Source organism: Streptosporangium sp. NPDC000563 (genome assembly GCF_040299985.1).
In the GTDB taxonomy this organism is placed as follows: Bacteria; Actinomycetota; Actinomycetes; order Streptosporangiales; family Streptosporangiaceae; genus Streptosporangium.
The window spans coordinates 186,699-212,533 of the sequence record NZ_JBEPDA010000009.1; the positions used below are offsets into that span (position 1 = coordinate 186,699).

The 25,835-nt window shown below is 69.9% G+C and carries 23 protein-coding genes and 1 riboswitch; of the genes, 15 read left to right on the top strand and 8 right to left on the bottom strand.

The annotated features are described in order from the left end of the window. The first annotated feature begins 108 nt into the window (after window positions 1–108). The 4 genes from ABT352_RS22150 to ABT352_RS22165 all read left to right on the top strand — a co-directional run bounded on the left by ABT352_RS22150 (window position 109) and on the right by ABT352_RS22165 (window position 5,452). On the top strand, window positions 109–2,298 hold the full coding sequence (locus tag ABT352_RS22150) for a hydantoinase/oxoprolinase family protein (RefSeq protein ID WP_350946773.1): 2,190 nt from the start codon (window positions 109–111) through the stop codon (window positions 2,296–2,298). Next, window positions 2,291–4,210, top strand: a complete 1,920-nt coding sequence (locus ABT352_RS22155; protein WP_350946774.1) for a hydantoinase B/oxoprolinase family protein — start codon at window positions 2,291–2,293, stop codon at window positions 4,208–4,210. The genes ABT352_RS22150 and ABT352_RS22155 overlap by 8 nt, the downstream gene beginning before the upstream one ends. Window positions 4,211–4,488: 278 nt before the next feature. Further along, window positions 4,489–4,692 carry a cold-shock protein gene (locus ABT352_RS22160; RefSeq protein WP_350946775.1) on the top strand — a complete coding sequence of 68 codons (204 nt, stop codon included), beginning with the start codon at window positions 4,489–4,491 and terminating at the stop codon, window positions 4,690–4,692. 112 nt (window positions 4,693–4,804) lie between these two features. Beyond that, complete coding sequence (locus ABT352_RS22165; RefSeq protein ID WP_350946776.1) at window positions 4,805–5,452, top strand: histidine phosphatase family protein; 648 nt, start codon at window positions 4,805–4,807, stop codon at window positions 5,450–5,452. Window positions 5,453–5,647: 195 nt separating this feature from the next. Here the strand turns inward: ABT352_RS22165 and ABT352_RS22170 are convergent, their stop codons facing one another. Next, a complete protein-coding gene (locus tag ABT352_RS22170; RefSeq protein WP_350946777.1) occupies window positions 5,648–6,526 on the bottom strand; it encodes a phosphotransferase family protein in 879 nt (292 codons plus the stop codon). 181 nt (window positions 6,527–6,707) lie between these two features. Here ABT352_RS22170 and ABT352_RS22175 point away from each other — a divergent pair, with 181 nt between their 5' ends. The 6 genes from ABT352_RS22175 to ABT352_RS22205 all read left to right on the top strand — a co-directional run bounded on the left by ABT352_RS22175 (window position 6,708) and on the right by ABT352_RS22205 (window position 12,568). Continuing rightward, window positions 6,708–6,881 (top strand): hypothetical protein, encoded by a 174-nt coding sequence (locus tag ABT352_RS22175; protein ID WP_350946778.1) that lies wholly within the window; start codon window positions 6,708–6,710, stop codon window positions 6,879–6,881. A 249-nt stretch (window positions 6,882–7,130) separates the two neighbouring features. Then, window positions 7,131–7,463 (top strand): hypothetical protein, encoded by a 333-nt coding sequence (locus ABT352_RS22180; RefSeq protein WP_350946779.1) that lies wholly within the window; start codon window positions 7,131–7,133, stop codon window positions 7,461–7,463. Then, a complete protein-coding gene (mads3, locus tag ABT352_RS22185; protein WP_350946780.1) occupies window positions 7,460–8,827 on the top strand; it encodes a methylation-associated defense system AAA family ATPase MAD3 in 1,368 nt (455 codons plus the stop codon). Before ABT352_RS22180 ends, mads3 begins: the two co-directional genes overlap by 4 nt. Before the next feature lie 145 nt (window positions 8,828–8,972). Further along, window positions 8,973–9,566 carry a methylation-associated defense system protein MAD4 gene (mads4, locus tag ABT352_RS22195; RefSeq protein WP_502992889.1) on the top strand — a complete coding sequence of 198 codons (594 nt, stop codon included), beginning with the start codon at window positions 8,973–8,975 and terminating at the stop codon, window positions 9,564–9,566. Between the two features lie 265 nt (window positions 9,567–9,831). Continuing rightward, the gene (locus ABT352_RS22200) at window positions 9,832–11,022 is read left to right on the top strand and encodes a CaiB/BaiF CoA transferase family protein (protein WP_350946783.1); all 1,191 of its coding nucleotides are present in this window, start codon (window positions 9,832–9,834) and stop codon (window positions 11,020–11,022) included. 49 nt (window positions 11,023–11,071) lie between these two features. Then, window positions 11,072–12,568 carry a carboxyl transferase domain-containing protein gene (locus tag ABT352_RS22205; RefSeq protein ID WP_350946784.1) on the top strand — a complete coding sequence of 499 codons (1,497 nt, stop codon included), beginning with the start codon at window positions 11,072–11,074 and terminating at the stop codon, window positions 12,566–12,568. Between the two features lie 124 nt (window positions 12,569–12,692). Here ABT352_RS22205 and ABT352_RS22210 read toward each other — a convergent pair whose 3' ends face one another. The 6 genes from ABT352_RS22210 to ABT352_RS22235 form a co-directional block, all read right to left on the bottom strand. Further along, complete coding sequence (locus tag ABT352_RS22210) at window positions 12,693–13,124, bottom strand: hypothetical protein (RefSeq protein WP_350946785.1); 432 nt, start codon at window positions 13,122–13,124, stop codon at window positions 12,693–12,695. After that, entirely contained in the window at window positions 13,121–13,582 is a 462-nt protein-coding gene (locus ABT352_RS22215; protein ID WP_350946786.1) for a hypothetical protein, read from the bottom strand. Before ABT352_RS22215 ends, ABT352_RS22210 begins: the two co-directional genes overlap by 4 nt. 10 nt (window positions 13,583–13,592) lie before the next feature. Beyond that, the gene (locus ABT352_RS22220) at window positions 13,593–14,387 is read right to left on the bottom strand and encodes a carbon-nitrogen hydrolase family protein (protein ID WP_350946787.1); all 795 of its coding nucleotides are present in this window, start codon (window positions 14,385–14,387) and stop codon (window positions 13,593–13,595) included. Then, entirely contained in the window at window positions 14,384–15,373 is a 990-nt protein-coding gene (locus ABT352_RS22225; protein ID WP_350946788.1) for a DUF418 domain-containing protein, read from the bottom strand. Before ABT352_RS22225 ends, ABT352_RS22220 begins: the two co-directional genes overlap by 4 nt. 89 nt (window positions 15,374–15,462) lie before the next feature. Continuing rightward, window positions 15,463–16,818, bottom strand: a complete 1,356-nt coding sequence (locus ABT352_RS22230) for an extracellular solute-binding protein (RefSeq protein WP_350946789.1) — start codon at window positions 16,816–16,818, stop codon at window positions 15,463–15,465. A 107-nt stretch (window positions 16,819–16,925) separates the two neighbouring features. Then, on the bottom strand, window positions 16,926–18,941 hold the full coding sequence (locus ABT352_RS22235; protein WP_350946790.1) for a vWA domain-containing protein: 2,016 nt from the start codon (window positions 18,939–18,941) through the stop codon (window positions 16,926–16,928). 475 nt (window positions 18,942–19,416) lie between these two features. On the opposite strand from ABT352_RS22235, the gene ABT352_RS22240 reads away from it, so the two are divergent. The 3 genes from ABT352_RS22240 to ABT352_RS22250 all read left to right on the top strand — a co-directional run bounded on the left by ABT352_RS22240 (window position 19,417) and on the right by ABT352_RS22250 (window position 22,474). Next, complete coding sequence (locus ABT352_RS22240; RefSeq protein ID WP_350946791.1) at window positions 19,417–20,616, top strand: pyridoxal phosphate-dependent aminotransferase; 1,200 nt, start codon at window positions 19,417–19,419, stop codon at window positions 20,614–20,616. Window positions 20,617–20,733: 117 nt separating this feature from the next. After that, a riboswitch (ZMP/ZTP riboswitch) is annotated at window positions 20,734–20,816 on the top strand. Between the two features lie 14 nt (window positions 20,817–20,830). After that, complete coding sequence (locus ABT352_RS22245; RefSeq protein WP_350946792.1) at window positions 20,831–21,748, top strand: bifunctional 5,10-methylenetetrahydrofolate dehydrogenase/5,10-methenyltetrahydrofolate cyclohydrolase; 918 nt, start codon at window positions 20,831–20,833, stop codon at window positions 21,746–21,748. Window positions 21,749–21,973: 225 nt separating this feature from the next. After that, complete coding sequence (locus ABT352_RS22250) at window positions 21,974–22,474, top strand: ricin-type beta-trefoil lectin domain protein (RefSeq protein ID WP_350946793.1); 501 nt, start codon at window positions 21,974–21,976, stop codon at window positions 22,472–22,474. Between the two features lie 205 nt (window positions 22,475–22,679). Here the strand turns inward: ABT352_RS22250 and ABT352_RS22255 are convergent, their stop codons facing one another. Next, window positions 22,680–24,269 carry an MDR family MFS transporter gene (locus ABT352_RS22255; protein ID WP_350946794.1) on the bottom strand — a complete coding sequence of 530 codons (1,590 nt, stop codon included), beginning with the start codon at window positions 24,267–24,269 and terminating at the stop codon, window positions 22,680–22,682. 80 nt (window positions 24,270–24,349) lie between these two features. Between ABT352_RS22255 and ABT352_RS22260 the strand changes: the two genes are divergently transcribed. Then, window positions 24,350–24,910, top strand: coding sequence for a TetR/AcrR family transcriptional regulator (locus ABT352_RS22260; protein WP_350946795.1), 561 nt, complete (start codon window positions 24,350–24,352; stop codon window positions 24,908–24,910). Between the two features lie 109 nt (window positions 24,911–25,019). Beyond that, on the top strand, window positions 25,020–25,748 hold the full coding sequence (locus ABT352_RS22265) for a thioesterase II family protein (RefSeq protein ID WP_350946796.1): 729 nt from the start codon (window positions 25,020–25,022) through the stop codon (window positions 25,746–25,748). Window positions 25,749–25,835 lie beyond the last annotated feature (87 nt).

Consider the following 25,835-nt stretch of genomic DNA (forward strand, 5'->3'; position numbering starts at 1 on the left):
GAGGTCGCCTGCCACGCCACCCGCCGCCAACACTGCACAAGGAACGGCCACAGCTTCGGCAGGGTCCGCCGATTTGTGGACTCACCGGGACTGGGTAGACACGGGGGCATGCGCAGCGTCCGTATCGGGGTCGACACCGGAGGCACGTTCACCGACGTGGTAGCGGTGGACGAACAGACCGGTGAGATCACCACGACCAAGACTCCCTCCACCCCGGCCAACCCGGCCGACGGGTTCATGGAGGGGGTGCGAAAAGTCCTGCGTAAGGCGGCCGGCGCCGAGGACGTGACGATGGAGGCCGTCTCCGCCGTCGTGCACGGCACCACGGTCGCCACGAACCAGCTCCTCGAAGACCGCATCGCCGACCTCGGCTTCGTCACCACCGAAGGCTTCGAGTTCATCCTGGAGATCGCCCGCCAGAGCGTGCCGGACGGCTACGGCAACTCCTACTTCTGGGTGAAACCACCCCGCATCGTCCCGGTGCACCGGGTCAGGACCGTCGGCGGACGCCTGGACCACACCGGAGCGGAGGTGCGGCCCTTCGACGAGGAGCAGGCCGTCGCGGCGGCCCGCTGGTTCCGCGACCGCGGCATCACCGCGATCGGCGTGTGCTTCCTGCACTCGTACGCCAACCCCGCCCACGAGCAGCGCATGCGAGAGGTCCTCGAAAGAGAGCACCCGGACGCCGTCGTCTCGCTCTCGTGCGACGTGCTGCGCGAGTACCGCGAGTACGAGCGGTCGGTCACCACCCTCGTCGACGCGGCGGTCAAACCGACCATGCGCCGCTACATCGCGAACCTGGCCGAACGCCTGGAGGCGGCGGGGAACACGCGTACGGGAAGCCCGGAGGAAAGCACGCGGCAGGGAAGTGCGGAGAAGGAAAGCGCTGAGAAGGGAAGCGCTGAGAAGGGAAGCGCTGAGAAGGGAAGCGCGCGGCAGGGGAGCGCGGGGAGGGGGAGCGGCATGCCGTTCTCCGTCATGAAGAGCAACGGCGGCGTGCTGTCCGCGGCCGAGGTCGTGCATCAGCCGATCACCACCGTGCTCTCAGGACCGGCCGCGGGCGCGCTCGGCGCCGCCCTCATCGCCGCCACCGCCGGACACCCCTCGGTGATCACCCTGGACGGCGGTGGCACCTCGACCGACGTCGCGGTGGTCGTCGACGGCGAACCATCCCTCACCACCGAGGGCAGCATCGGCCGCTACCCCTGCAAGATCCCGATGATCGACATCGTGACCGTCGGCGCTGGCGGCGGCTCCGTCGCGTGGATCTCACCCGAGGGCACGCTCAAGGTCGGGCCCCGATCGGCCGGAGCCGACCCGGGCCCGCTCTGCTACGGCCGGGGCGGCACAGAGGTCACCGTCACCGACGCGCACGTCTTCCTCGGCCGGGTCCCGCCGCACCTGCTCGGCGGGGAGATCCCGCTCGACGCCGACGCCGCCCGCGAAGGCATCGAGGCACTCGCCGGCAAGATCGGCCTGACCCCGGAACGGACCGCGGCGGGCATCCTGGAGATCAGCGCGTTCAACCAGTCGAACGCCATCCGCCAGATCACCGTCAAACGCGGCCTGGACGTACGCGACTTCCCCATGGTCGCCTTCGGCGGCTCGGGACCGCTGCTGGTCTGCCGGTTGATCGACATCCTCGGCCTGCCATCGGTGATCGTCCCGCCGGACCCGGGCAACGTCTCGGCCTTCGGACTGCTCACCGTGGATGTCAAGAACGACTACGTACGCACCTTCGTCACCCGCGACCTCTCCCTGAAGGACGCCGAGGAGATCTTCGGCGACCTGGAGGGACAGGCCGCCTCCGCCCTGGACCGCGAGGGCTTCGCCGCCGACGCGCACGTCTACGCGCGCAGCGCCGACCTGCGCTACAACGGCCAGGCCTACGAGGTGAGGGTGCCCGCCCCCGCGGGACCGCTCGACGAGGCATGGCGGGCCGAGGTGCTGGACCGCTTCCACACCGAGCACCGCAAACTCTACGGATACGGCTACCGCGACGACCCCCGGCACGGCGTCGAGTGGGTCAACCTCCGCGTCTCCGGCATCGGCCCGATCACCCGGCCCTCCATCGGACGCAGACCCCACGGCGACCCGCGACCCGAGCCCACCGCCTCCCGCGAGGTCTTCTACGACGAGTGGGGCAGCGCCCCCATCCACCGCCGCCGCGACCTGACCGCCGGAGCGAGGATCACCGGCCCGGCGGTGATCGAGGAGTACGGCTCCACCCTGCCGCTCCACCCCGGCTTCACCGCGACCATGGACGAGTTCGGAAACCTGGAGGTACGCCGTGCATGACGCGGATCGGCCGACGATCGCGGACGAGCGAGGAACGGTGAGCGGTGAGCGACCGGTGAGCACGGGCGGGCGGCCTACGAGCGGGGCCGACCCGGTACTGGTGGAGATCGTCGAAGGGACCCTCACCTCGGTGGAGATGGAGGTGGAGACGGCGATCGCCCGCACCGCCCGCTCACCCATGATCCGCGACGCGCACGACTTCCGCGCGGGCATCCACGACGTACGGCTGCGCAAGCTGACCGGCAGGTCCTACTCGGCGCTGGTCCAGCCGATCGTGCGCGACTTCCCGATCGACGAGATGAAGCCCGGCGACGTGTTCTTCCACAACGACGTCTACCTGTCCGAGGGCGGCATCGGCCACCTGCCCGACCTGTGCGTGACGGTCCCGGTCTTCCACGAAGGACAGGTCGTCGCCTTCGTCCAGGCGTTCGGCCACCACGACGACATCGGCGGGGCCGTACCGGGCTCCATGCCGAGCAACGCGCGCAGCGTGTTCGAGGAGGGACTGATGGTCCCGCCGATCAAACTGTGGGACGAGGGCGTACCCAACCGGGCGGCACTCACGATCATGACGCGAAACTCCCGGATGCCCGACTCCCTCGCCGGAGACCTGGACGCCGAGTGCTCGGCCTGCCTGATGGGCGCGCGGCGGCTGGGAGAGCTGTTCGACCGCTACGGGCGTGAGGCGGTCGAGGCGTGCTTCGACGCGATCATCTCCAACACCACCGAGACGTTCCGCAGGGAGCTGCTCGCCAAGATCCCCGAGGGCACCCACGTCTGGGAGGACTACGCCGAACACGACGGCGTGGACGCCCCCCGCCTGCACACCCAGCGGATGACCCTCACCGTCGACCACTCCGCGCCGGTGCCGCTGGTGATCGACTTCACCGGCACCTCCCCGCAGGCCAAGGGCCCGATCAACCACGCCGGCGACTACGCCGACGGGGTCTTCCTGAAGAAGTGGCTCGCACCGATCCTGCGCAACCTGGCCGACACCCCCGAGCGGATGGCCGAACTCGACGTCAACGAGGGCGTCGTCCCCCTCATCGAGATGCGCTTCCCCGAGAAGGGCACCCTGCTCACCCCGATCTTCCCCGCCCCCACCAACGCCCGCACCTTCGTGATCCTGCGCCTGCTGGGCGTGCTGGCCGGGGTGCTGGCCAAGGCGACCGGCGGCCGGATGCCCGCCGACCAGGAGACCATCCGCTACACCGGCGTCTACGGCGACGGCCTCGACGGCACCCCGTACCTGATGAGGGAGGTCCTCGGCGGCGGCTCTGGCGGCCGATGGTACGCCGACGGCGAGGACACCATCCACGTGGTGCCCGACTCGCGCAACATCCCGGTCGAGTTCGCCGAGTCCCGCTGGCCCTTCCGCGTCGAACGGCTCGGCCTGGCCCGCGACTCCGGCGGCCCCGGCCTCTACCGGGGCGGCCTCGGCTACGACAAGCACCTGCGGATGCTCCGCGACGCCTCGTTCATGTCCATCGCCGACCGCTCGATCCTGTCCTGCTGGGGCGTGAACGGTGGCCGGGCCGGGCGCCCCTTCGTCGTGGAGATCGAAGGGAAGGAGATGGAGGGCCTGGTGGACGACTCACCCGTCCGCGCGGGCGAGATCATCCGGGTCCGCACCACGGGCGGAGGCGGCTGGGGCTCCCCGCTGGACCGCGACCCCGCCCTGGTGGCCGCCGACGTCCGCGACGGCAAGGTCTCACCCGAGGGCGCTCGCGACGACTACGGGGTCGTCCTGAGCGGCGCCCCCGACGACCCCCAGGCGGACACCGAGGCCACCGAGGCCCGCCGCGCGGAACTGCGCACCCTCGCCCCCGCCGACGCGCCCTTCTTCGACCGAGGCCCCGGTTTCCCCACCCTTTCTGGCGGCCTGCCGTACGCGGAGGTGGACCTCGTGTGACGCTCCGTGGGGTGCCCATCCCCGCCCGCTCACGCCGTCCGCCGGGCCTGTCGCGACGGCGGCCCGGCGGCGGGGGTGGACTCGTGTGATGGTCCGGGCAGGTGCTAGCCTGGACGTAGTTGCGGTTGTGGTACCCATGAAACTTTGTGTGCACCTGACGGATGACCCTTCAGGTGCATTTTTGTTTTCCCGGTCATCTCCGGATGGGCTCATCGCGGCGACGCGGGTTCCGCGCGGTGCGGATCCCGGCTCTGCCCCCTGTTCGAAGGAGAATGATCATGGCAACTGGAACCGTCAAGTGGTTCAACTCGGAAAAGGGCTTCGGCTTCATCGAGCAGGACGGCGGCGGCGCCGACGTCTTCGCCCACTACTCCAACATCGCCGCCCAGGGCTACCGTGAGCTGCAGGAGGGCCAGCGGGTCTCCTTCGACGTCACGCAGGGCCAGAAGGGCCCGCAGGCGGAGAACATCGTCCCCGCCTAGTAGCACCTGTACTTCACGGGCCGGGGCCCGCACCTTTCCAAGGTGCGGGCCCCGGCTCGTTTCGTGTCCGGCGTTTCTTTCCCACTGATCGAGAAAGTGTTTTCATACGAGAATGCCACTGACGATCACTGTGGTTCGACATGGCCAGAGCGAGTCCAACCTGGCCTTCGAGGAGGCTTTTCACGCGGGCAGGGCGGTCGTCCTGGGCCGCCCCGATTCCGAGGTCGGGCTGACCCCGCTCGGCAGGGAGCAGGCCACCAGGCTGGGGCGGCACCTCGCGGCGGGGGATCCGCCGGAACTCGTCCTGTGCTCGCCGTACCTCAGGACCGTGCGGACCTGGGAGCTGGTCGCCGCCGAGCTGGACGCGGACCCCGAGGTCCGGCTGGAGCCGAGACTCAGGGACCACGACATGGGGCGGTGGTCGGGGATGAACGCGTTCGCGATCAGGGAGAGGTTTCCGGACGAGTCGGAGAACCTGGTCGCGCGCCTGTACGGCGGCTTCCGGCCCCCGGAGGGGGAGAGTTTCCCGGACCTCGCCGCTCGGATCCGCGAGGTGGTCGAGGAACTGCGTGCCGGGCACGCCGGCCGCCGGGTTCTCGTCGTCGCGCACGACTCCGTCGTGCTGATGTTCAAGCACGTGATCGAGGGCGTCCCGATCGACTCCGTCGAGGCGTCCGGTCCGGTCGGCAACGCCTCGGTCTCGGTGTGGCGCGACTCCAAGCCCGAGATCTTCAACGAGACAGGCCATTTGCGGGGGTAGTTCTCTGAGTGGGCTCCGCAGAGAGCTTGAATGACGCATGAAACCGAACCCTGGCGCGAGGTGCCCGTGAGGAAGATCCCCGGGTTTTCGACTCCAGGGATCCCGATCCTTGACCGGGGAACCGTCCATACGGGCAGGGACCAGTGATTTCCGTTGACGCTCAGCTCTCCTGCCAGGTTCACGCGGGCGGCCCGGTCAGCTGGTGCGGTACTCCACCCACACCCGGCACGCCGCCGCAGTCCTCGCGCGCTTCGCCCGCAGATGCTCGGGGCCGACGTCGGCCAAGCGGGCGGCGAACAAGGCTCGGGTGGCGGCTAGCGCGGTCACCGCGTCCATAGGTGCCGAACTCCACGCGGGTACTTGGGCGGCGGCAGCCTCAGTCTCAGCAGGTGTGTGGCCAGCGTCGATCAGGCGGGAGATCAGCAGGGCCACGTCCACCCAGGCGGCACCCTGGCACGCCATCGACCAGTCGATGATCCGGCACTGGTTGCCGTCGACGAGCAGGTTGCCCGCGTGCAGGTCCGCGTGCAGCAGTGTGGTGCCGGTGAGCTCGTCGAGGTCGAGGGCTTTGACGAGCGGTCCGTACCGGCCGGCCTCGGCGGGTGTTTCGGCCAGCTGCTCCTCGGCGACGCGCAGCAGGGCGGCGGCCTTGCCCGTGATCGACGGTGCCCCGGGCCATGAGCAGGGCACAGGGATGGCGGAGATCGCGTCCAGGACAGCGGGCAGGTCCGAGGAGCCGGGCGACAGGTTCGCCTCCCGGCCGGCCGCGTGCTCGAACAGCAGCACATGCCAGCCGTCGACGTCCGTGGTCCACAGCAGGCGGGGAGCTGGGATCTGCGCGGGGAGGGCTTGGTTGGCGGCGCGCTCGCGCAGCAGATGCCCGGCGACCGGAGCGGCGGCGGGGGCCGCCTTCGCGAAGAACACGGCCTCCTCGGTGGTGAGGTGTGCGGCGACGCCGGAGGTCAGCCCGACCTCGGCTGATCGGACGCCAGTGACTGGGCCGATCTGCTCTTCGACGGCCGCGCGTGCTTGTTCGGGCAGGTCAGACCACTGCCTTCTTCGGTGAATCGGCACACCCCGCATAGCACTGGTTGCAATTGCCGTTGCTGCACTCGGCGGAAGTCGGCCACACCACCGGATCCACCCGGTAGCCGGCCGCCTCCATCGCCTGGATGGTATCCGCGAGGCTGCCGCCCGTCCCGGAGGGCGGTTTCAAGGGGGCGTCGCAACTCCTCAGATCGAGATGTTGCGAGAGGTGATCGAGAAGCTGACCGCCCGGTGCCGCCGACTGGAGGACGACCTCGGCCCCGAGGTCGTGCTTCCCATGGTCGACGCCCAGCGTGAGCTGGTCGCAGGTCCACTGCACAGTGAAACGCTGCTTCCCGCGCTGTGCGACCGCCTCACCCATGCCTACGCCCAGCTCAGCTAGCTCGCCGGCTCTACGGCAGGCGCGTACCCGGCTCCAGCCGTGGGCGGACAACAAGCACGTCCGTCATCTCGACGAGGAACTTCGCTCCCTGGGCATCGTTTCCCAGGTCAAGGCATGAATCGAGCGGATCGCCGTCGTTTCGTACTCGAAGCATCAGCCCTGGCGGCTAACGTGATCTCGTCGTGAAGGGGGCGGCCGATATCTCGGCATAGGCTCTTTACCTGGCCATAGGATTCGAGCCTGCCGAGCTTGGCCGCCGCCACCCACGGAGCGGCGACGCTGGGAACGGATACGAGACGCAAGGGCGAGGTCGCGAGCACGATGGAGCAGGTCAGCCTGGAGACCGGCAAGATGAAGAAGATCAAGGGAGAGGCGAACGCCGTGCCGCGCTCCCTGTGTGCTGGGGAGAGCATCGGCTTCGTCATCGGCGAGCGGATCAAGCTGAAGGGTAACGAGCCGATCAGGCATGCCGTCGAGAAGATCCTCGCCTACGAATACCGGATTCCGGCTGAACTGCCTGAGAGCGCCAAGGCTTACCGGCGATTCCGGGAGAAGTACCCCCAGCAGGGGAGCCCGCGTTGATCACTCGGATCGAGGCCTACAACTACCGCTGCTTCCCCGCGCTCAGCGTCGACCTGAGCCGTTACCACGTCTTCGCCGGAGCCAACGGGGCAGGGAAGACGACACTGCTTGACATTCCTACGCTTCTCGGTGACCTACTCGGTCGACAGCGGGCGGTCACCGCGTTCCTGGAACGGCAGGAGCACGGCAGGGCCGCCCGAGCGAGTACGCCGACCGACCTGCTCCACAAGGGGCGAGGCGACAGCATCGTCTTCGTCATCGAGGCGAAGCTGGACGACGAAGTCGTGGAGGCGCTGTCCGTGGCCGGCCAGGTCCGGCCGGGCCGCCGTGAGATCCACACCCACCTGCGATACGAGCTCTGCCTGGAGGTCGGACCGCGTGTGCTGAACGTGGCGGAGGAATATCTTTTCCTTTACTCCGACGCGGGGGTACGTCCGGAGCCTGGAACTTTTCCGCAGGGGAGAGTCGGTTTCGGCGGCACCTTGGCACACCCGGACTGGCAGCCGGTGATTCTCCGGGAAGGGCGTGCGCCGACCCGATTCATCCCGGAGACGGCCACGCCGACCGCAGAAATCGATGCGCGGAGGTCGCCTTCCGCCTCCTCGCACCAGGATCTGCCAGGGACGTTCGCTCAGGAAACGGGAATTCCGCCACTCCGGGTGCCGCCGGGGCAACTCGCGCTCGGCTCGGTTCCCGCCGACCCGACCCTCTTTCCGGCCGCGCTCTGGCTCGCGCAGTTGCTCCGCGAAGGTGTGGTCTTCTTCGCCCCTGACTGGGAGGTGTTGCGCCGCCCGGCGCCTCCTGGCGACCCGGCTCGGCTTCTGCCGTCGGGGGTGAACATGCCCTGGCTCGCACTGGATCTACAGCAGTCCGACCCCGACCGATTCGCCTCCTGGGTCGATCATGTGCGCACCGCACTGCCCCAGGTCACCGGGATCAGTGTGGTCGAACGTGAGGAAGACCATCATGCCTACTTCGCGGTGGAGTACGCGGGGGGGTACCGGGTGACCTCATCAGGCCTCTCCGACGGCACGCTGCGCATTCTGGTGCTGACGCTCCTGCCCTACCTGAGGGAGGAGGAGATGCCCAGGCTGCTGGTGACCGAGGAGCCGGAGAACGGCATCCACCCGCGAGCGATCGAGACGGTCGTTCAATCGTTGAGTTCTCTGTACGACTCTCAGGTTTGGATCTCCACCCACTCTCCGATCGTGCTCGCCCATACCGAGCTCGCGGATGTGCTGGCCGCGAGGCTGAACGAGGACGGCAGCGTCAGTGTGATCCCCGGCAACCGCCACCCTCGGCTTCGCGACTGGCGCGGCTCGCTCGACATCGGCACGCTCTTCGCGGCGGGAGTGCTCTCGTGAGCGCTGCCCCAGCGACGGGTGGCGTCGCGTCACCGCTCACTGTCTTCCCCAACGTCGTGGGAGTTCGTGCGTGATCTCATCTTCCCCCCGGTCGTCATCGCAGCGTGACGTTGTCTTCCTCGTCGCCGACGCGGGCATGGAGCAGATGCTCCGTGGGTTCTTCGGGCGTGAGAGGTTCCATCAGAGCCTCCGCTGTGGCCCTTTCTCCTTCGATCCCGCCCTTGACGTCATCGTCGACACCCAGGGGCGAGATCCGGGTGTCTATCTGCGTGCCCATCAGATCCTCAGTGCTTATGAGGGGAGATACGCTCACGCCGTCGTGATGCTGGACGCGGCATGGGAGGGCAGCCCGGGGGCGGTCGCAATCCGCGACGACATCGCCGAGCGGATGAAGGGCAGTTGGGAACGTTTCGCCGTCGTGGTGATCGACCCGGAGTTGGAAGCCTGGGTCTGGCAGGACAGCCCGCATCTCGCCCAGGTGTTGAAATGCCCTCCCGATTTCCGCGCCATTCTTGAGCGCAGCGGTCACTGGCCCGCGAACACGCTGAAGCCACCGGACCCGAAGGCCGCCCTCGATCACCTGCGTCGCCGTTATCGGGTGAAGGCGTTCAACGCCGACTTCGGCAAGCTCGCCGCCAAGATCTCCGTGCGGCACTGCCAGGACGCCGCTTTCAACTACCTCTGTGATCATTTGCGCGCCTGGTTTCCTGCGAACGCCGTCACTTCGGAGCACTCGTGAAACCCGTCGACCTCGCCCTCTGTATCAAGCTCAATAGGACTCTCAGGGGCGAAGTTCTTAGCACGGAATGAACAAGGCGGGGAGTGGTGTAGTTCTTGATCATATCGGTCGAATCCTTGTGGAGATCGTGACCCGCTTGTTTTCGTGGTCCATCCCTGCTCGTCCCGTCAGGGGGCGACATGGGAGATCATGGTGGTTCCCCATCCGGATATCGTGCTAAGTGGTCTCATGACAGGCGGACCGGGAGCACAGTGGCGTCCTTTAGATGGACGCGGCCACCATGTATCGGAGGTTGATCTTGCAGGGAGCACTCGGCGACATCGTCGTCCTCGATCTCTCTCGCGCGCTCGCGGGTCCGCACGCCGCGCAGATGCTCGGTGACCTGGGGGCCCGGGTGATCAAGGTGGAGCATCCCGAGGGGGGTGACGAGTCGCGGGGGTGGGGGCCGCCGTTCGTAGGCCCTGATCATGATATTTCCACGTATTTCCTGGCGGCCAACCGCAACAAACAGTCGATCGCCGTCGACCTCAAGTCCGCCGAGGGGAAATCGCTGATCGAGCGGCTGGTGCGTCAGAGCGACGTGCTGGTGGAGAACTTCCGCACCGGGGTCCTGGACCGGCTGGGCTTCTCCGCCGAGCGGCTGCACGAGCTCAACCCCCGCCTCGTCATCCTGTCGATCACCGGGTTCGGCCATGACGGGCCGGAGGGCGGCAGGCCCGGCTATGACCAGATCGCGCAGGGGGAGGCGGGGCTGATGAGCCTGACCGGCCCGTCGCCCGAGGAGCCGTACCGGGTGGGTGCCTCGATCGCGGACCTGCTCGGGGGCATCCACGGCGCGTACGGGGTGGTCGCCGCGCTGTACGAGCGGGAGCGGACCGGGCGGGGCAAGGTCGTGCGGACCTCGCTGCTGGCCGCGGTGACCGGGGTGCACTCCTACCACGGCACGGCCTGGACGGTCGGCGGGCAGGTGCCCGGGGCGGGCGGTAACCACCACGCCTCCATCGCTCCGTACGGCGCCTTCCGCTGTGCCGACGGCATGATCCAGATCGCGGCGGCGAACGACGTGCAGTGGCGCAAGGTCGCTGCCCTGCTAGACATAGACCCAGATGTCGCGAAATATGCGATCAATAGGGAAAGATTCGCGCATCGGGATGAGCTGATCGCCGACATGGAGCAGGCGCTCACCAAGCATGACAGGGGGCACTGGCTGGCCGCGCTCGCCGAGGCCGGGGTGCCCGCGGGGGCCATCAGGTCCATCGACGAGGTCTACGCCTGGGATCAGACCCGCTCCCAGGGCCTGGTGGTCGAGGTGGACCACCCCGTGCTCGGCACCATCGAGCTGCCGGGACCGCCGCTGCGCTTCGACGGCGACGCCCCCGTGCGCCACACCGCCCCGCCGGCCCTCGGCGAGCACGGCGACGAGGTCCTCGCCTGGCTGGAGGAGCGCGAGCGATGACAGGCAGCCTTCCGGCCCACGCCCGCATGCCGTCTCCCGGAGCGTGGTTATGACCCCGGTACGGCCCGACGCGCGGACGCTGATCGACACCTTTCTCGATCCGGGGACGTGGGTCTCGTGGGACGAGCCGCCCGCCGACCCCGCCGCGCCCGGCTCCGGGTACGCGGAGGAGCTCGCCGCGGCCCGGGCCAAGACGGGGTACGACGAGTCGGTGATCTCCGGTGAGGGCCTGCTCGAAGGGCGGCGGGTGGCGATCGTCGCGTGTGAGTTCTCCTTCATGGCAGGTTCGATCGGGGTGGCCGCCGCCGAGCGGCTCACCGCCGCGGTCGAGCGCGCCACCGCGGAAGGGCTCCCGCTGCTGGCCGCCCCGGCCTCGGGCGGGACCCGCATGCAGGAGGGCGCGGTGGCCTTCGTCCAGATGGTGAAGATCACCGCCGCCGTGGCCGCGCACCGCGCGGCGGGGTTGCCGTACGTCGTCTACCTGCGTCATCCCACCACCGGTGGCGTCTTCGCATCCTGGGGGTCGCTCGGGCACGTCACCGCCGCCGAGCCGGGCGCGCTGATCGGCTTTCTGGGGCCGAGGGTGTTCGAGTCGCTGCACGGCTACCCGTTCCCCGAAGGTGTCCAGGTCTCCGAGAACCTCTTCGCCCACGGCCTGGTCGACGCCGTGGTGTCGGCACAGGACGCCCGGGGGATCGCGGTACGGGCGCTCGCCGTGCTGTGCGCACCGCGCGCGGGCCTGGATCCGAGGGAGGAGCCCGACGGGCGGATTCCCGCGATCGAGGCGTGGGACGCGATCAGCCGTTCCCGCCGTGACGACCGCCCCGGGGTGCGGGCACTGCTCAAGCTCGGTGCCTCCGACGTCACCCCGCTGCACGGCACCGGTGTGGGCGAGAACGATCCCGGGCTGATCCTCGCCCTGGCGAGGTTCGGCGAGGCCCCCGCGGTCGTGCTCGGCCAGGACCGGCGGCACCAGCGGATCGACGCCCCGCTCGGCCCGGCCGGGCTGAGGGTCGCGAGGCGGGGCATGCATCTCGCCTCCGAGCTGGGGCTGCCGCTGGTCACCGTGATCGACACCGCCGGTGCCGCGCTGTCGAAGGCGGCCGAGGAGGGCGGCCTCGCCGCGGAGATCGCACGTTCCCTGGCCGATCTGGTGATGCTCGACGCCCCGACGGTGTGTCTGCTGCTGGGGGAGGGGGCGGGCGGTGCCGCCCTGGCGCTGCTTCCCGCCGACCGGGTGCTCTGCGCGCAGCACGGCTGGTTGTCGCCGCTGTCTCCCGAGGGGGCCTCGGCGCTTCTTTACCGGAGTGTCGACTTCGCGCCGGAGATCGCCGCGGCGCAGGGGGTGAGATCCACCGACCTGCGCGGGAACGGGCTCGTCGACCGGATCATCCCGGAGTTTCCCGACGCCGCCTACGAGCCGGAGGCGTTCTGCGTCCGGGTCGCGCGCACCCTGGAGCACGAGATCGCGGGGCTGCTGAGCCAGGATCCCGCCGACCGCCTCGCCGCCAGGCTGGCCCGTTACCGGCGGCTCGGCACCGGCTGAAAAGGCAGCGGCTGAGAAAGGCGCCGGCCGAGCGGGATACCGGTTGAGCGGGACCCTCGCCGAAGTGGACCTCGGCTGAGAGGGACGCCTCCGAGGAGGCGCCGGTCGAGAGGAGGGCGGCGGGTTACGGCTCGGCGCCCTCCGGCGAGAGGGGGACGGGCAGCCGCTCGATCCTGATGGAGAAGACCTCGTCGCGGGGGACGACGACCTCGTACGCCCCGTGGTCGACCATCCAGTAACCCAGCGCCTCGGCCTTCATCCCGCTGTGCCCGGTGTAGGCGATGTGCAGGCTCTCCTCGCCGTTCTCCTCGGAGACGTCGAGGACCAGGCACGGCTCGCCGCCGAACGCGCCGACCGTGCGGACCAGCACCAGCCAGTCGAGGTCCTCGCGGGCGACGACGAGCCGCCAGTAGCCGGAGGCCGCCTCGAAGCCCTTCTGGGCCTCCTCGTTGAACAGCACCACCTCGGAGGCGCCGGGGCCGAGGGCCGCGGCGTACGTACGGCCCAGGTAGCGGGCGGCGAAGCCCGAGGCCACCGGCTCGATCTCGGCGCTCATGAGGCGGGCCGCCAGCTCAGGCCGTCGTAGAGGCCGAAGGGGCGCTCCTCGCCGGGGACCACGTGGATGATCTCGGCTCCCGCGGGGATCGGCATGGGTGTGGTGTGGAACTGCGGCACGACGTGCTCCCGCGAGGTGGTGAAGCCGTTTCCCGCGAAGGGCGGTGAATCGTTCCAGTCACCGCCCATGTGCGGTCCGTACGGCACGATGTAGGCGTCCATGTCGCGGGCGAACCAGCGCATCAGGTAGATCTCGGGGACCGTCGCGGTCAGCTCCGACCCCTCGAACCCCAGGTCGAGGCCGACGAAGAGCTGCGCGGGGGTGGTCAGCCGCGCGCAGTCCTGAACCCGGTAAACGTATCCGGAGATCACGGTGCGTCTGCCGGCCAGATAGGGCACGAGCAGCCGAGGCGGTATGACCTTCTGCATCTGCGTTCTACGCCCAGGTGGCTCACTCACGATCGGCATTTTACGATCTGCCGAGAGGGAGTCGCCGGTGTTCCAGGCACGGTACGGCATTCCGGGTGGCAATCGTGATCTGCGAGTCGATTTCACACGTCTGTACGGCCGGCGTGGGTCCCATATCGGTGCGTGTCACTCCCATCGGATCGACCAGCATGCTCCGTCCGATCCCGAATCCGTCGCGGGCCTCGGGGTTCGGCGCCTGGCCCACGGCGGCGACCCAGGTGGTGTTCTCGATCGCGCGGGCCCTGACGAGGGTGGTCCAGTGTTCTTCCTTCATCGGCCCCGATCCCCACGCGGCGATCACCGCGAACACCTCGGCCCCCAGGTCGACGAGGGCCCGGGTGAGCTCGGGGAAGCGGATGTCGTAGCAGGTGACCAGTCCCACCCGGAGCCCGGCCAGCTCGACCACGACCGGCGTGTCGCCCGGCGCGACCAGCTCGGACTCGCGGGCGCCGAAGGAGTCGAACAGGTGGATCTTCCGGTAGGCCGCCTCGATCGAGCCCGAGGGGCCGATGGCGACCGCGGTGTTGTACACCCGGCCCTCGACGGGCTCGAACACCCCCGCGATCACGGCAAGCCCGTGCTCCCGCGCCGCCGCGGCCAGTCCGGTGACGAACGGCCCGTCCAACGGCTGGGCGAGGTCGGTGACGCGCTTGCCGTACCGGGTGAGGGTGGCCTCCGGGAAGATCGCCAGCTCGGCGCCGCCCGCGGCGGCCTCGGCGAGGGAGTCGAGGACCCGGCTCAGATTGGCGGAGGGATCTTCGGCCACCGGGATCTGGCAGAGGGCTATGCGCGTCACGGGTGTGACCCTATCCGTCTGTTCGGCACTCGTTCCATCCATGTGAGGCTTCGCCACGCCCATTCCAGCGGGCCGTACCTGAACCTGCCCAGCCACACACGGCTAAACAGCACCTGGAGCGCCAGAACGGCGGCGGAGAGCGCCACACCGGCGAGCCGGGTGGTGTCCGCGACGAGCAGCGGCACGAAGAGCAGGATGATCGGGGTGCTCATGAGGTAGTTCGTGAGCGCCATCCGGCCGAGCGGGGCCAGAAGCGCGAGCAGGAGGTCGCGCAGCCGGGTCCGCAGCAGGAGCAGCAGCCCGGTGCAGTAGGCCGTGGCGGCGGCGAGCCCGGCGGCCGGGTAGACGGACGCGTGGAACAGGGCGGGATCCTTGGCGATGACCACCCAGAGCCAGGTGAGCGTCACGCCCAGCACCGTGCTCGCGACGAACGCGGGGAGCAGCAGCCATTCGGGCGGCGGGTGCTCCATCAGGGCCATGCCCAGCACGAACAGGCCGGGGACGAGGATGATCCCGCCGCCCTGGTACACCGCCCACGTGGTGAGGGCGACGCCCAGCACCACCACCGCGGGCTGCGGGAAGAACGAGGCGGGCAGCAGGACCAGCGCCCCGAAGATCGCGTACGGCAGGAGCACCTCGCCGTGGTTGAAGACCTGGTGGATCGCGCCGAGTGCCGCGAGCACCGCGAGCCTGCGTAGCAGCACGGCCCAGGGGTGCGCGGTCCGTGCGGCCGCCGACCTCAGGAAGAGGACGAAGCTCAGCCCGAACAGGAAGGAGAAGATCGGATAGAACCTGCTCTGCAGCAGGTTGTCGATCGCCCAGTCGACCGCGTTGCGATCGGACTCCCTCAGGTGCTCACGCGTGTGCTGCCAGGTGTTGACCACCATGATCCCGCACACCGCGAAGCCGCGAAGCGCGTCGAGCTCGTGGAGCCGGGGCGGTCCGGTCGGTCCTGCCGGTTCCGCCGGTCCGGTCGGTCGGGTCATTCGGGTCACAGCAAATAGACGTACCACCCCATAATCACCTACGCATAGACGACCCCATCCATAAGCCCTTTTCGGGCTTCCGGTCCGGCTCAGCCGCCGGCCAATGCCTTTCTCAGCTTGAGGGCGAGGCCGGCCGTGAACGTCTTCGCGTCCTCGCAACCCTTCCGCCCGAGCGACCAGCAACTGAGCAGCTCGTGGACCTCGGTGCGGAAGACCCGGCTGAACTCGCTGTAGTACGGGGAGGGCGGACGGAGCCTGGCCTGGGTCAGCGCGCGCAGCAGCGTGTCGGGCCGCACGCTCTCGGACTCCGGTTCCGCGCTTGAGGAACCGGAGGAACCGGAGCGAGGGCCGGGCGGGGCCGCCGGGGCCTGGCCGTCGCAACCGGTCCCCGCCTCCGTGTAGAGGGCTGAGACCCTGGCCGGGGCGAACCCGCCGCACCGGTAGAGCAGTCCGGCCGCCTCCTCGCCGGTCAACGCCGCCACCAGTCGCTGCGCGAGGTCGCGCCGGGGCGTGTGCCTGGAGACGGCGAGGTACTGGCCGCCGAGCACTCCCTGCCAGGGCAGCGGTGCCGCGCGGAAGGCGATTCCGCCCGACCTCCGTTCCCCGGAGAGCACCTCGTGGGCGTAGGGCCAGTGCCTCAGGAACAGCGCGCGCCTCTCGCGGAAGGCGGTCAGCGACTCCGCCTCCGTGCTGCCGAGGGTCTCCCCGGAGATCACGCCGGCCTTCACCGTCTCGATGAGCCGTCCGACGGCCTCCACACCCTCCTTCTGGGCGATCACCACCTGGCCGTCCGCGTCGACCACCTCTCCGCCGTTGGCCCAGATCGCCTCCAGGGCGTTGACCGTGAGCCCTTCGTAGGAGGCGAACTGCCCGGAGAGGCCGAGGGCGGTGGGGTCGGGCCCGGCGCGGCGCGCCTTCGCGAGGTCGGTCATGTCCCGCCAGTTCGCCGGTGACCTCAGGTCGTGGCGGCGGTAGAGCAGTCCCACGTCGGTGTTGAACGGCACCGCGTACTGGACGCCGTGCCAGGCGCCCGCGGACCAGATCTGGGAGAGGAAGTCGTTGGTCCCGCCGTGTGCGGTGGTGTCGATCGGGCGCAGGTATCCCTCCTCGGCGAACTCGGGGATCCACTGGATGTCGAGGTTGTACACGTCGTAGTGCCCGGCCTTCGACTGGGCGGCCGAGATCATCGCGCTGCGCTGCTCGTCCGCGACCGAGGAGATCGCCACGAAGCACGCCCGGGGCCTGCCCTTGACGCCGTTCCAGACGGCTTCGAGCGCCCGTTCGCGGGCACCTCCCGAGACGTCGGCGCCACTGGCGATGCGCAGGACGCAGTCCTGCCTGGGCGGTCCCGGGGGAGGGGTGGGCGCGGTGCTCGCCGCCAGGGAGGGAAAGCAGGCGAGCAGCAGGAGGAGAAGGATCACTCCGCGGCCGGCCGGCTCCGCCACGGCCGGTCTTCCTTGCCCGGCCGTCCCACTTGAGGAAGCCGGTGTGACCCGCCCGCCCGTCCCACCTGAGGAGAACGGCGATGACGGCGGAGGCGGCGTGGGACGGCTCATCCGGTGACCGGCCGGAGTTCGGTGAACGCGTCGTCCAGCTTCTGGTCGGGGTCGGTGCTCGCGTCGTAGCAGGACATCAGGCCCTCGTCCCTGAGCGCGGGCAGCGGGGAGGTCTCGCAGCCGTGCAGGTCGAAGGAGAGCATCAGCAGGCGCACACCGTCGCGCCCTTTGATGTCCTCGCCGCTCAGCCCTCTCGGATTCCCGCCGTCGGTGAGCACGAGCACGACCTTCCGCTCCCCCGGGGCGCCCGTCCTCTCCAACCGGTCGAGAGCCTTTTCGATGATCGGACGCATCGGGGGATCGGGGCGCGAACCGCCTCGGTAGGCGTTCTGGACTTCGGTGAGCCTGCCGGTGAGGGCCTTTCCCTCGTCGCCGACGGGCGCGGGGGAGACGGCGTAGTCGTCATCGGGGAAGAACGTCATGATTCCCGTGGTCCGCTCGCCGCGCTTGGACGTGACGGCGACCTGGGCCACCTGGATCGCCGCCTCCAGCCGTGACCTGCCGTCGTTCACCTTGTTGCGCGCCATCGAGCCGGAGACGTCGACCACGACGAGGACGTGGTCCGCGAGGGGGGTCGTCAGCTTGTACAGCAGCTTGGGAATGTCGGGCTTCCAGTTCGCCGCCACCGGCGCGTCGCTCCTCAGCCGATGTGTTTTCACCGGCAGCCTCTGGACGTCCAGGTGGCCCTCGGCGTCACGGAATCCGTAGCGGGGGAGGGTCTCCCGCAGGAAGTCGCAGAACTCCTCGACCGTCTGCTCGACGGCAGGGGGCCGCCTCAGGTCGGGCCACCGCTTGGAGACGCATTCGTACCGCATGGCGTGGCCGCCCTTCGGGTAGACGGCGACCGGTCGCGGAGGCTTCTTGCCGGCGCTTCGCGGCACGGAGACGGCGCCGGGCGACGGCCGTTCGCCTCCCGCACCGGAAAGGGCGCAGCCGCCCGGTTCGGGAAGCGCGGGGTCGGCGCCCGACAGCGCGACGTCGAGCTCGTAGAACTGCTGCTCGGTCATGACCATCGCGGAGGTGTCGAGGGAGTTCGCGTACCGGCACATCACGTCGCGGACGGTGTCGCCCGGCCGCACCTTCCTGGACAGTCCTTCCGCGGGGCCGGGCGCGGCGGCCGTGGCCATCAGGCCCACGTTGGAGGCGAGCGGATGGGTGCGCACGACCTGCTGCCGGGCGCCGGGCCTGCTCCGCAGCAGGTCGGCCCAGTCGCGCTCTCCGGGATTCCTGTTCGCCTCGGTGAGCTCCTCCGCGAGCCTCTCCGGTGCGGCGATGACCAGTGGCGAGGTCGCGACGACCGTCCGCTCGCCGAACGTCGCCACGCCGTCCGTGTCCCTGTTCACGTAGTCGATCTCCTGGGAGGAGTCGGCGATCCACCCGTCGGGCCGGGCGCCGGGGGGTTTCCTCGCCGTCCGGCCGGCGCCCGGCCCGACGGCCGGTTGGACGGGGAACGTCCAGTCGCTCAGCCGGTCCCGCACCTCGGCGGCGCGCAGCCCGCTGACGTTGATGTTGATCTGCCGGCAGCCCCACAGGTCGACCTTCCCCGCCATGAACTCCCCGGCCGCCCGCTGGACGACAGGGGAGGTCTCGGCGGACGCCAGGAGCGTGATCTCGTCGGGGACCCGGCAGGTCACCCACGGCTCGTCCTTGGGAACGACGGCGAGGGCGGCGACGACGGTGACCGCGACTCCGGTGCAGAGGAGCCACCAGACGTCCCGGCGCACCCATCGGGAGAACATCGTGAGAACGCCGTACGACCGCTCGGGAATGACGCGACGCAGCCATGCGGTGCTTTTCAGCAGGTGGCCTGGGAAGATGGTCAGCGTCGTCAGCGCGAGAATCCCGAGGACCAGGGCGACTTTCGAAGCCGTGGAAATGGAGAGGGCGAGAAGCACGAGAAGTGTCTGGATGAGAGCGTTGGAGAAACCCGTCACCATCTGCCAGGCGCGGTTCGTCGATCCGGCGGTGTCCGACGAATGCGGGGGCTCCGAAGTCTTCTCGCTGTTCACCATCTGTCAGCTGTCTCCGCCGGTGGTTTCCCGCTGGTCCGCCTTCACCCTACGTCGGATCATCACCACCGAGAGATGCTTTCTGTGATCTAGGGAGGGGGATTAACCGCTTTGGTATTTACGGTCGGCCGCATTTGAGGGCGGGAGAGGCCGGGGCATTCGGGCTGGTGTGTTACGTCCGTATCGCGAACTCCAATGGAATGAAGAGCCGACAATCGGGCGACTCGCCGCCGGACGCAGCCGATGTGTGATTGTCGAGGCGCGTCCATGATCGTTGACAGAACGTATTCGGCGTGCTTTCCCGTCGCGTGCTCACCGCTTTTCCGGGCGCTCTTCGTGAATGCCGGCGCGTCAGGCCCCCGTCACCGCGTCTGCGGCGCTCTCGGGACGAGATGTTCCCGGGAAAGGGCGCGCTCGGGAACGAGGCCGGGGCGGAGGCCACGAGGCGGCGGGAAAGGGCGGGACTACGCTGTAGCGCGTGAACGATCCTCTGGTGGCGCGGATGCGCGAGTTCGGTACGACCATCTTCGCCGAGATGTCGGCGCTCGCCCTGCGAACCGGCTCGATCAACCTCGGGCAGGGCTTTCCGGACACCGACGGGCCCGCCGCGATGCTGGAGCGGGCGGTGTCGGCGATCCGGGAGGGCTCCAACCAGTACCCGCCGGGGCCGGGGACGCCCGAGCTGCGCCAGGCCGTCTCCGAGCACCGCAAGGACCACTACGGGCTCGACTACGACCCCGACGGCGAGGTCCTCGTCACCGTCGGAGCCACCGAGGCCATCGCCGCGACGATCCTCGCGTTGTGCGAGCCCGGCGACGAGGTGATCGCCTTCGAGCCGTACTACGACTCCTACGCCGCCGCCGTCGCCCTCGCCGGGGCCGTGCTCCGCCCGGTCACCCTGCGCCCGGTCGACGGCCGCTTCACCTTCGACCCCGCCGAGTTGCGCGCGGCGGCCGGGCCGCGCACCCGGGTCGTCCTGGTCAACTCCCCGCACAACCCCACCGGTACGGTCTTCACCCGCGCCGAGCTGGACGAGATCGCCCGGCTGTGCCTGGAGCGCGACCTGGTGGCGGTCACCGACGAGGTCTACGAGCACCTCACCTTCGACGGGGTCGAGCACGTGCCGATCGCCACCCTGCCGGACATGCGCGAGCGCACCGTGATGATCTCCTCGGCGGGCAAGACCTTCTCGGTCACCGGCTGGAAGACGGGCTGGATCTGCGCGCCGCCCGAGTTCGTCAGGGCCGTGCAGACCGTCAAGCAGTTCCTCACCTACACCGCCTCCGCGCCCTGGCAGCTCGCCGTCGCCCACGGTCTGCGGCACGAGTCGGCCTGGGTCTCCGCCCTGCGGGCGGATCTGGAGTCCAAGCGCGACCGCCTGATGGCGGGCCTGTCCGCGGCGGGATTCGAGGTCTACCGCCCCGCGGGCACGTACTTCGTGCAGACCGACATCCGTCCCCTGGGTTTCACCGACGGCCTCGCCCTCACCCGGGAGCTGCCGTCCCTGGCGGGCGTGGTCGCCATCCCGACCCAGGTCTTCTACACCCACCCCGAGCGCGGGAGCCACTTCGTCCGCTTCGCCTTCTGCAAGCGGGACGAGGTCATCGACGAGGCGGTGAGCCGCCTGGCCGGGCTCGGCGCGGCGGGCGCGGCGCGAGATGGAGGTGGAGGGGGATGATTCGCCTGGCCGGCCCCGGTGGGGCGGGCGCGGCGCGAGGTGGAGGGGGGTGATTCGCCTGGCCGGGCCCGGTGCGGCGGGGGCGGTTCGACCTGGAGGGGGATGATCGGGCATCCTTGGGGATGACGCGACTGGCGGCAAAGGGATGGCATCAACCATCGGGGAGCTCGCCGTGGGAGTCGACCGCCTGGGCGCCCACGCCGGGAGGAAGCGCATGTCCCAGCCCGTATCGAACGGTTCCAGCTCCGAGGGCACGTCGTCGGCCCGGTTGCTTCCCGGCGGCCCGGTCGCCGAGCGGATCCTCGCCGACGTGGCCGAGCGGGTGGCCGCCCTGACCGGCCGGGGTGTCACGCCGAGCCTGGCGACGGTCCTGGTCGGTGACGACGACGCCAGCGCCGGATACATCCGCATCAAGCAGCGGCAGGCCGCCGAGCTCGGTTTCGCCTCGCCGCACGAGCACCTGCCCGCGAGTGCCACCCAGGCGGACCTGCACGCGGTCATCACCGCCTTCAACGACGACCCGGCGGTGCACGGTCTGCTCGTGCAGCACCCCGTCCCCAAGCACCTCGACTACGACCGGGCCCTGCAGGTCATGGATCCCGACAAGGACGTCGACGGCATGCACCCGCTCAACATCGGGCGGCTGGCGCTGGAGCTTCCCGGCCCGCTGCCGTGTACGCCCGCCGGGATCGAGGCGCTGCTCGCGCACTACGAGATCCCGGTGGCGGGCCGGGAGGTGGTCATCCTCGGGCGCGGGGCCACGCTCGGCCGTCCCCTCTCGATCCTCCTCGCGCAGAAGCGCCCGACGGCGAACGCCGCCGTCACGGTCGTGCACACCGGGGTGAGCGACTGGCCGCGCTACACGCTCCGCGCCGACGTCCTGGTCGCCGCCGCGGGCGTGCCCGGGATCATCCGGCCCGAGCACGTCAAGCCCGGCGCGGTCGTCATCGGCGGCGGGGTGCGTTACGAGGGCAGGCGTCTGCTGCCCGACGTCGACGAGTCCTGCGCCGAGGTGGCCGGGGCGATCACCCCCAGGGTCGGCGGGGTCGGGCCCACCACGGTCGCGATGCTGTTCCGCAACGCGATCACGGCGGCCGAGCGCGCCGTGGGCTCCGCCTCCTCGGAAGGCTGAGGGCGCCCGGTAGCCGCCCGGAAGGCGCCCGTACCTCCCTGAAACGCCGGTCGCCGTCTCGTCCACCCGGGACCGATCCCCGTACGTGTACTTTCTGCTGCGGAGAGTGATCGACGGGTGCGTCCGCGGGGTGACGCGCACGGTGCGGAGCGGGTGGGCGGCGGGTTCCTTCCGCCGACGCGCCGCTCTCCACCTCCGTGATTCGCAGGAAGGAGAGCATCGACGATGCGACGGGGATTCAGGGTGCTGGTGTCGGTGGCGGCGGTCGCGCTGGGTTGCGCGGGATTCGTCCCGGGTGCGGCGGCCTCGGACTCGGAGTCCGCCGCCTGGGGGCCCGTCCGCAGTCACCAGAACTGGCGCTGCCTGGACGCCGATCTCGGGACCATCGGCCCGAACGGGACCAAGGTGCAGCTGTGGGGCTGCAACGGCTGGGACAACCAGTCGTGGAGCTACGAGGTCTCCACTCACACGATCCACAGCAAGGAGAACGGCCGCTGCCTGGACGCGGATCTCGGGACCATCAACGCGAACGGCACCAAGGTGCAGCTGTGGGACTGCAACGGCTGGACCAACCAGAAATGGATCTACGACGCGACGAGCCACACGATCTACAGCATGCACAACGGCCGCTGCCTGGACGCGGACCTGGGGACCATCAACGCGAACGGCACCAAGGTGCAGCTGTGGGACTGCAACGGCTGGGCCAACCAGAAGTGGACGCTCTGACGGCCGCCCGAGGGCGGCGCTACGTGCCATGTCCGTCGTTCGCCCGCGCGGGGGCCTGATCCCGGCCGGGGAAGGGGGGCGACTCCCCGTGGCGCCGCCACGAGGGGCCGCCCTCGCCCGGGGGAGGGCCGATGCGCGCGAGGCGGAAATGAGAGGGCCCGGGGCCGGCCGGAGAGCGGGCCGGTCCCGGGCTGCGCGGGGGTGGTTACGGCCTGCCCGCGCCGATCGGCGGGGCGGCGGGGTCGGCGGCCGCCGGGGCGGGGGTCCGCGCCGAGCGCAGCGGGATCTCCTTGATCATCAGGACGGCGAGCGAGGCGAGGACGGCGATCGGGACACCGACCACGAAGACCGCGCTCATCGCCCGGGTGAAGGCCTCCAGGATGATCTCCAGGACGGGCGCGGGGAGGTTGTGGATGGCCTCGGGGGAGCCGAGGCTGGGGACCGCGCCACCACCGCTCAGCGGCAGGTGCGCCGCCTTCGCGAGGGAGACCAGCTCCGCGGTGAGCCGGTTGGACAGGATCGCGCCGAAGGCCGCGACGCCCACCGCGCCGCCGAGTGAGCGGAAGAACGCAACCCCGGAGGTCGCCGAGGCGAGGTTCGCGCGGCTCACCGCGTTCTGGGCGGCGAGGATCAGGATCTGCATGGAGGCGCCGAGCCCGATGCCGAGCACCGCGTTGTCGATGCCGACGATCACCAGCGAGCTGTCGACGTGCAGGCGCGAGAGCAGGAACAGCCCGAGCGCGACCAGCAGCATGCCCACCACGGGGAAGATCTTCCAGCGGCCCGTCCTGCTGACGAGCCGGCCGGTGAGGATCGAGGCGGTGAGCAGGCCGAGCACCAGGGGGAGGGTCATCAGGCCCGATCCCGTGGGGCTCATGCCCTTGACGATCTGCAGATACTGCGGCAGGAACATCAGCGCGCCGAACATCGCCGCGCCGACCAGCAGGGAGGCGACGGCGGTGAGCACGAAGGTGCGGTCGCGGAACAGGTGCGGGGGCAGGATCGGGTCGGCGGCCCTGCGCTCGGCGACGACGGCGAGACCGAACATCACCAGGCTGAGCGCGCCCAGGCCGTAGGTCCACGTGGAGTTCCAGCCGAACTCCTTGCCCCCGAGGGAGAGCAGCAGCATCAGCGCGGTGGTGCCGCCGGTGATGAGGGTCGCGCCCCACCAGTCGACCTTCGTGTCGCGGCGGACGAGCGGCAGCCTCAGCACCCTCTGGATGACGACGAAGGCGACCACGGCGAGCGGTACGCAGATCCAGAAGGTCCAGCGCCAGGACATGTTGTCCACGATGAACCCGCCGAGCAGCGGGCCGGCCACGGTCGAGACACCGAAGACCGCGCCGATGTAGCCGGAGTAGCGTCCGCGCTCGCGGGGCTCGACCACGTCGCCGAGGATGATCTGCGGCAGCGCGGCGAGGCCGCCGGCGCCGATGCCCTGCAGCGCCCTGGCGGCGATGAGCTGGGCCATGTCCTGGGAGAACCCGGCGGCGATGGAGGCCACCACGAAGACGACCAGCGAGACCTGGAACATGAGCTTGCGGCCGTAGAGGTCGGAGAGCTTGCCCCAGATCGGGGTGGAGGCGGTCATGGTGAGCAGGGTCGCGCTGGCGACCCACGCGAGCTGGTCCTGGCCGCCGAGCGTGCCGACGATCGTCGGCAGCGCGGTGCCCACCACGGACGTCGAGATCATCGACGTCAGCATGGCGAGCATCAGTCCGGCCAGGATCTCCAGCACCTGCCTGTGGGTGAAGGACGGTGCGGCCTCGGCCTGGATCTGTTGTTCGGTCAGCATGAACCGCCCCCAATGTATGTACGGTACATGCGAAGTTAGTAGACGCTTGTTTACTCGTCAAATCTGGAAGGATCCCGTAAGTGGATGAGACACGGCATCGCGACAGGGAGGGCACCAGGCGGCGCATCCTCGACGCCGCCCGCCTGCTGTTCGCCGAGCTCGGGTACGACCAGGTGACGATGCGGATGATCGCCGCCGAGGCGGACGCCAACATCGCGCTGATCAACCGCTACTTCGGCAGCAAGCGGGACCTGTTCGCCGAGGTGCTCGCGATGCAGGGACGTTTCCCCGGCGTCCTGGAGGGCCCCGAGGAGGAGCTGCCCCGCCGGCTGGCCGAGTACGTCGCCGAACGGCTCCGCTCCGACCAGGGGAGCGTGGTGCTGGCCGCGCTCATCCGGTCGTCCAGCGCCCCGGAGATCCACGAGATCATCCGCGACCGGGTCAGGACGGCGATCCTGGAACCCCTCTCGGCGCGGCTTCCCGGCCCCGAAGCGGCCTTCCGGGCGATGATCGCCACCGCGCTCGTCACCGGCACCGGCACGATGCGTCAGCTCTACGGCCCCGACGCGGCCGGCGCCCCCGACCGCGAGACCGTGATCGCCCGCCTCACCGCCGTCTTCGAGGCCTGCCTCAGGGCATGAGGTCCGTCGGAGGACATGAGCCCGCCCCGGGACATCGGGGCCTGCCGCAAGACATGAGGTCCGCCTCAGGGCATGAGGCGCCGGGCCCACGCCATGGGATCATGGTCACATGACCTGGTTGCGCTGTGCCTTTCCCCGCCCGGGGGCGACCACGCGGTTGTTCTGCCTCACGCACGCGGGCGGATCGGCCAACGCCTACCGCGCGTGGTCCGAGCTGCTGCCCCTGTCCGTCGAGCTGCACGCGACGCAGCTGCCCGGCAGGGCCGACCGGTTCGCCGAGCCGCTGCCCGGCGACATGGACGCGCTCGCCGACGAGGTGACCGGGTCGATGCTGCCGCTGCTCGACCGGCGTTTCGCGCTGTTCGGGCACAGCATGGGGGCGACGCTCGCCTACGAGGTCACGCGCCGCCTCGAGGCGAGGGGGATCGCCCCGGCGCGGTTGTTCGTCTCCGGCGCGAGAGCGCCGCACGATCCCCGCGACAGGCCCGCGATCTCGGGGTACGCCGACGACGACTTCGTGGCCGAGCTGGCGAAACTCGGCGGCACCGAGGCGGAGGTGCTGTCCCATCGGACGATGCGCGAGGTCGTCCTGCCCTACGTCCGCGCCGACTTCCGCCTGGCCGAGGCCTACCGGCACCGTCCCGGCCCCCCGCTGCACACCCCGATCTCCGTCCTCGTCGGCGACGCCGACCCGGTGGTCACCCCCGCCCAGGCCAAGTCGTGGGAGACCCGTACGAGCTCCGGCTTCTCCCTCACGGTCTTCCCCGGCGACCACTTCTACCTGCAGCCGCGGCGCGTGCCGGTGGTCGAGGAGATCACCCGTACGCTCATGGGGTGAGAGATTGGCCGGTTGTGCCGAAGGACGGGCGCCCCTTGGGCAATGAGTGCCCATGAGGCGAGACGGGCAGGCCGTTAACGTCGGCCA

Bases quoted from the DNA above. Each gene is read 5' to 3' on its own strand.
- ABT352_RS22150 (WP_350946773.1), top strand. From the start codon at position 109: ATGCGCAGCGTCCGTATCGGGGTCGACACCGGAGGCACGTTCACCGAC.
- ABT352_RS22160 (WP_350946775.1), top strand. From the start codon at position 4,489: ATGGCAACTGGAACCGTCAAGTGGTTCAACTCGGAAAAGGGCTTCGGC.
- ABT352_RS22165 (WP_350946776.1), top strand. From the start codon at position 4,805: ATGCCACTGACGATCACTGTGGTTCGACATGGCCAGAGCGAGTCCAAC.
- mads4 (WP_502992889.1), top strand. From the start codon at position 8,973: ATGCTCCGTGGGTTCTTCGGGCGTGAGAGGTTCCATCAGAGCCTCCGC.
- ABT352_RS22200 (WP_350946783.1), top strand. From the start codon at position 9,832: ATGGACGCGGCCACCATGTATCGGAGGTTGATCTTGCAGGGAGCACTC.
- ABT352_RS22205 (WP_350946784.1), top strand. From the start codon at position 11,072: ATGACCCCGGTACGGCCCGACGCGCGGACGCTGATCGACACCTTTCTC.
- ABT352_RS22210 (WP_350946785.1), bottom strand. From the start codon at position 13,124: ATGAGCGCCGAGATCGAGCCGGTGGCCTCGGGCTTCGCCGCCCGCTAC.
- ABT352_RS22225 (WP_350946788.1), bottom strand. From the start codon at position 15,373: ATGACCCGACCGACCGGACCGGCGGAACCGGCAGGACCGACCGGACCG.
- ABT352_RS22235 (WP_350946790.1), bottom strand. From the start codon at position 18,941: ATGGTGAACAGCGAGAAGACTTCGGAGCCCCCGCATTCGTCGGACACC.
- ABT352_RS22245 (WP_350946792.1), top strand. From the start codon at position 20,831: ATGTCCCAGCCCGTATCGAACGGTTCCAGCTCCGAGGGCACGTCGTCG.
- ABT352_RS22250 (WP_350946793.1), top strand. From the start codon at position 21,974: ATGCGACGGGGATTCAGGGTGCTGGTGTCGGTGGCGGCGGTCGCGCTG.
- ABT352_RS22255 (WP_350946794.1), bottom strand. From the start codon at position 24,269: ATGCTGACCGAACAACAGATCCAGGCCGAGGCCGCACCGTCCTTCACC.
- ABT352_RS22265 (WP_350946796.1), top strand. From the start codon at position 25,020: ATGACCTGGTTGCGCTGTGCCTTTCCCCGCCCGGGGGCGACCACGCGG.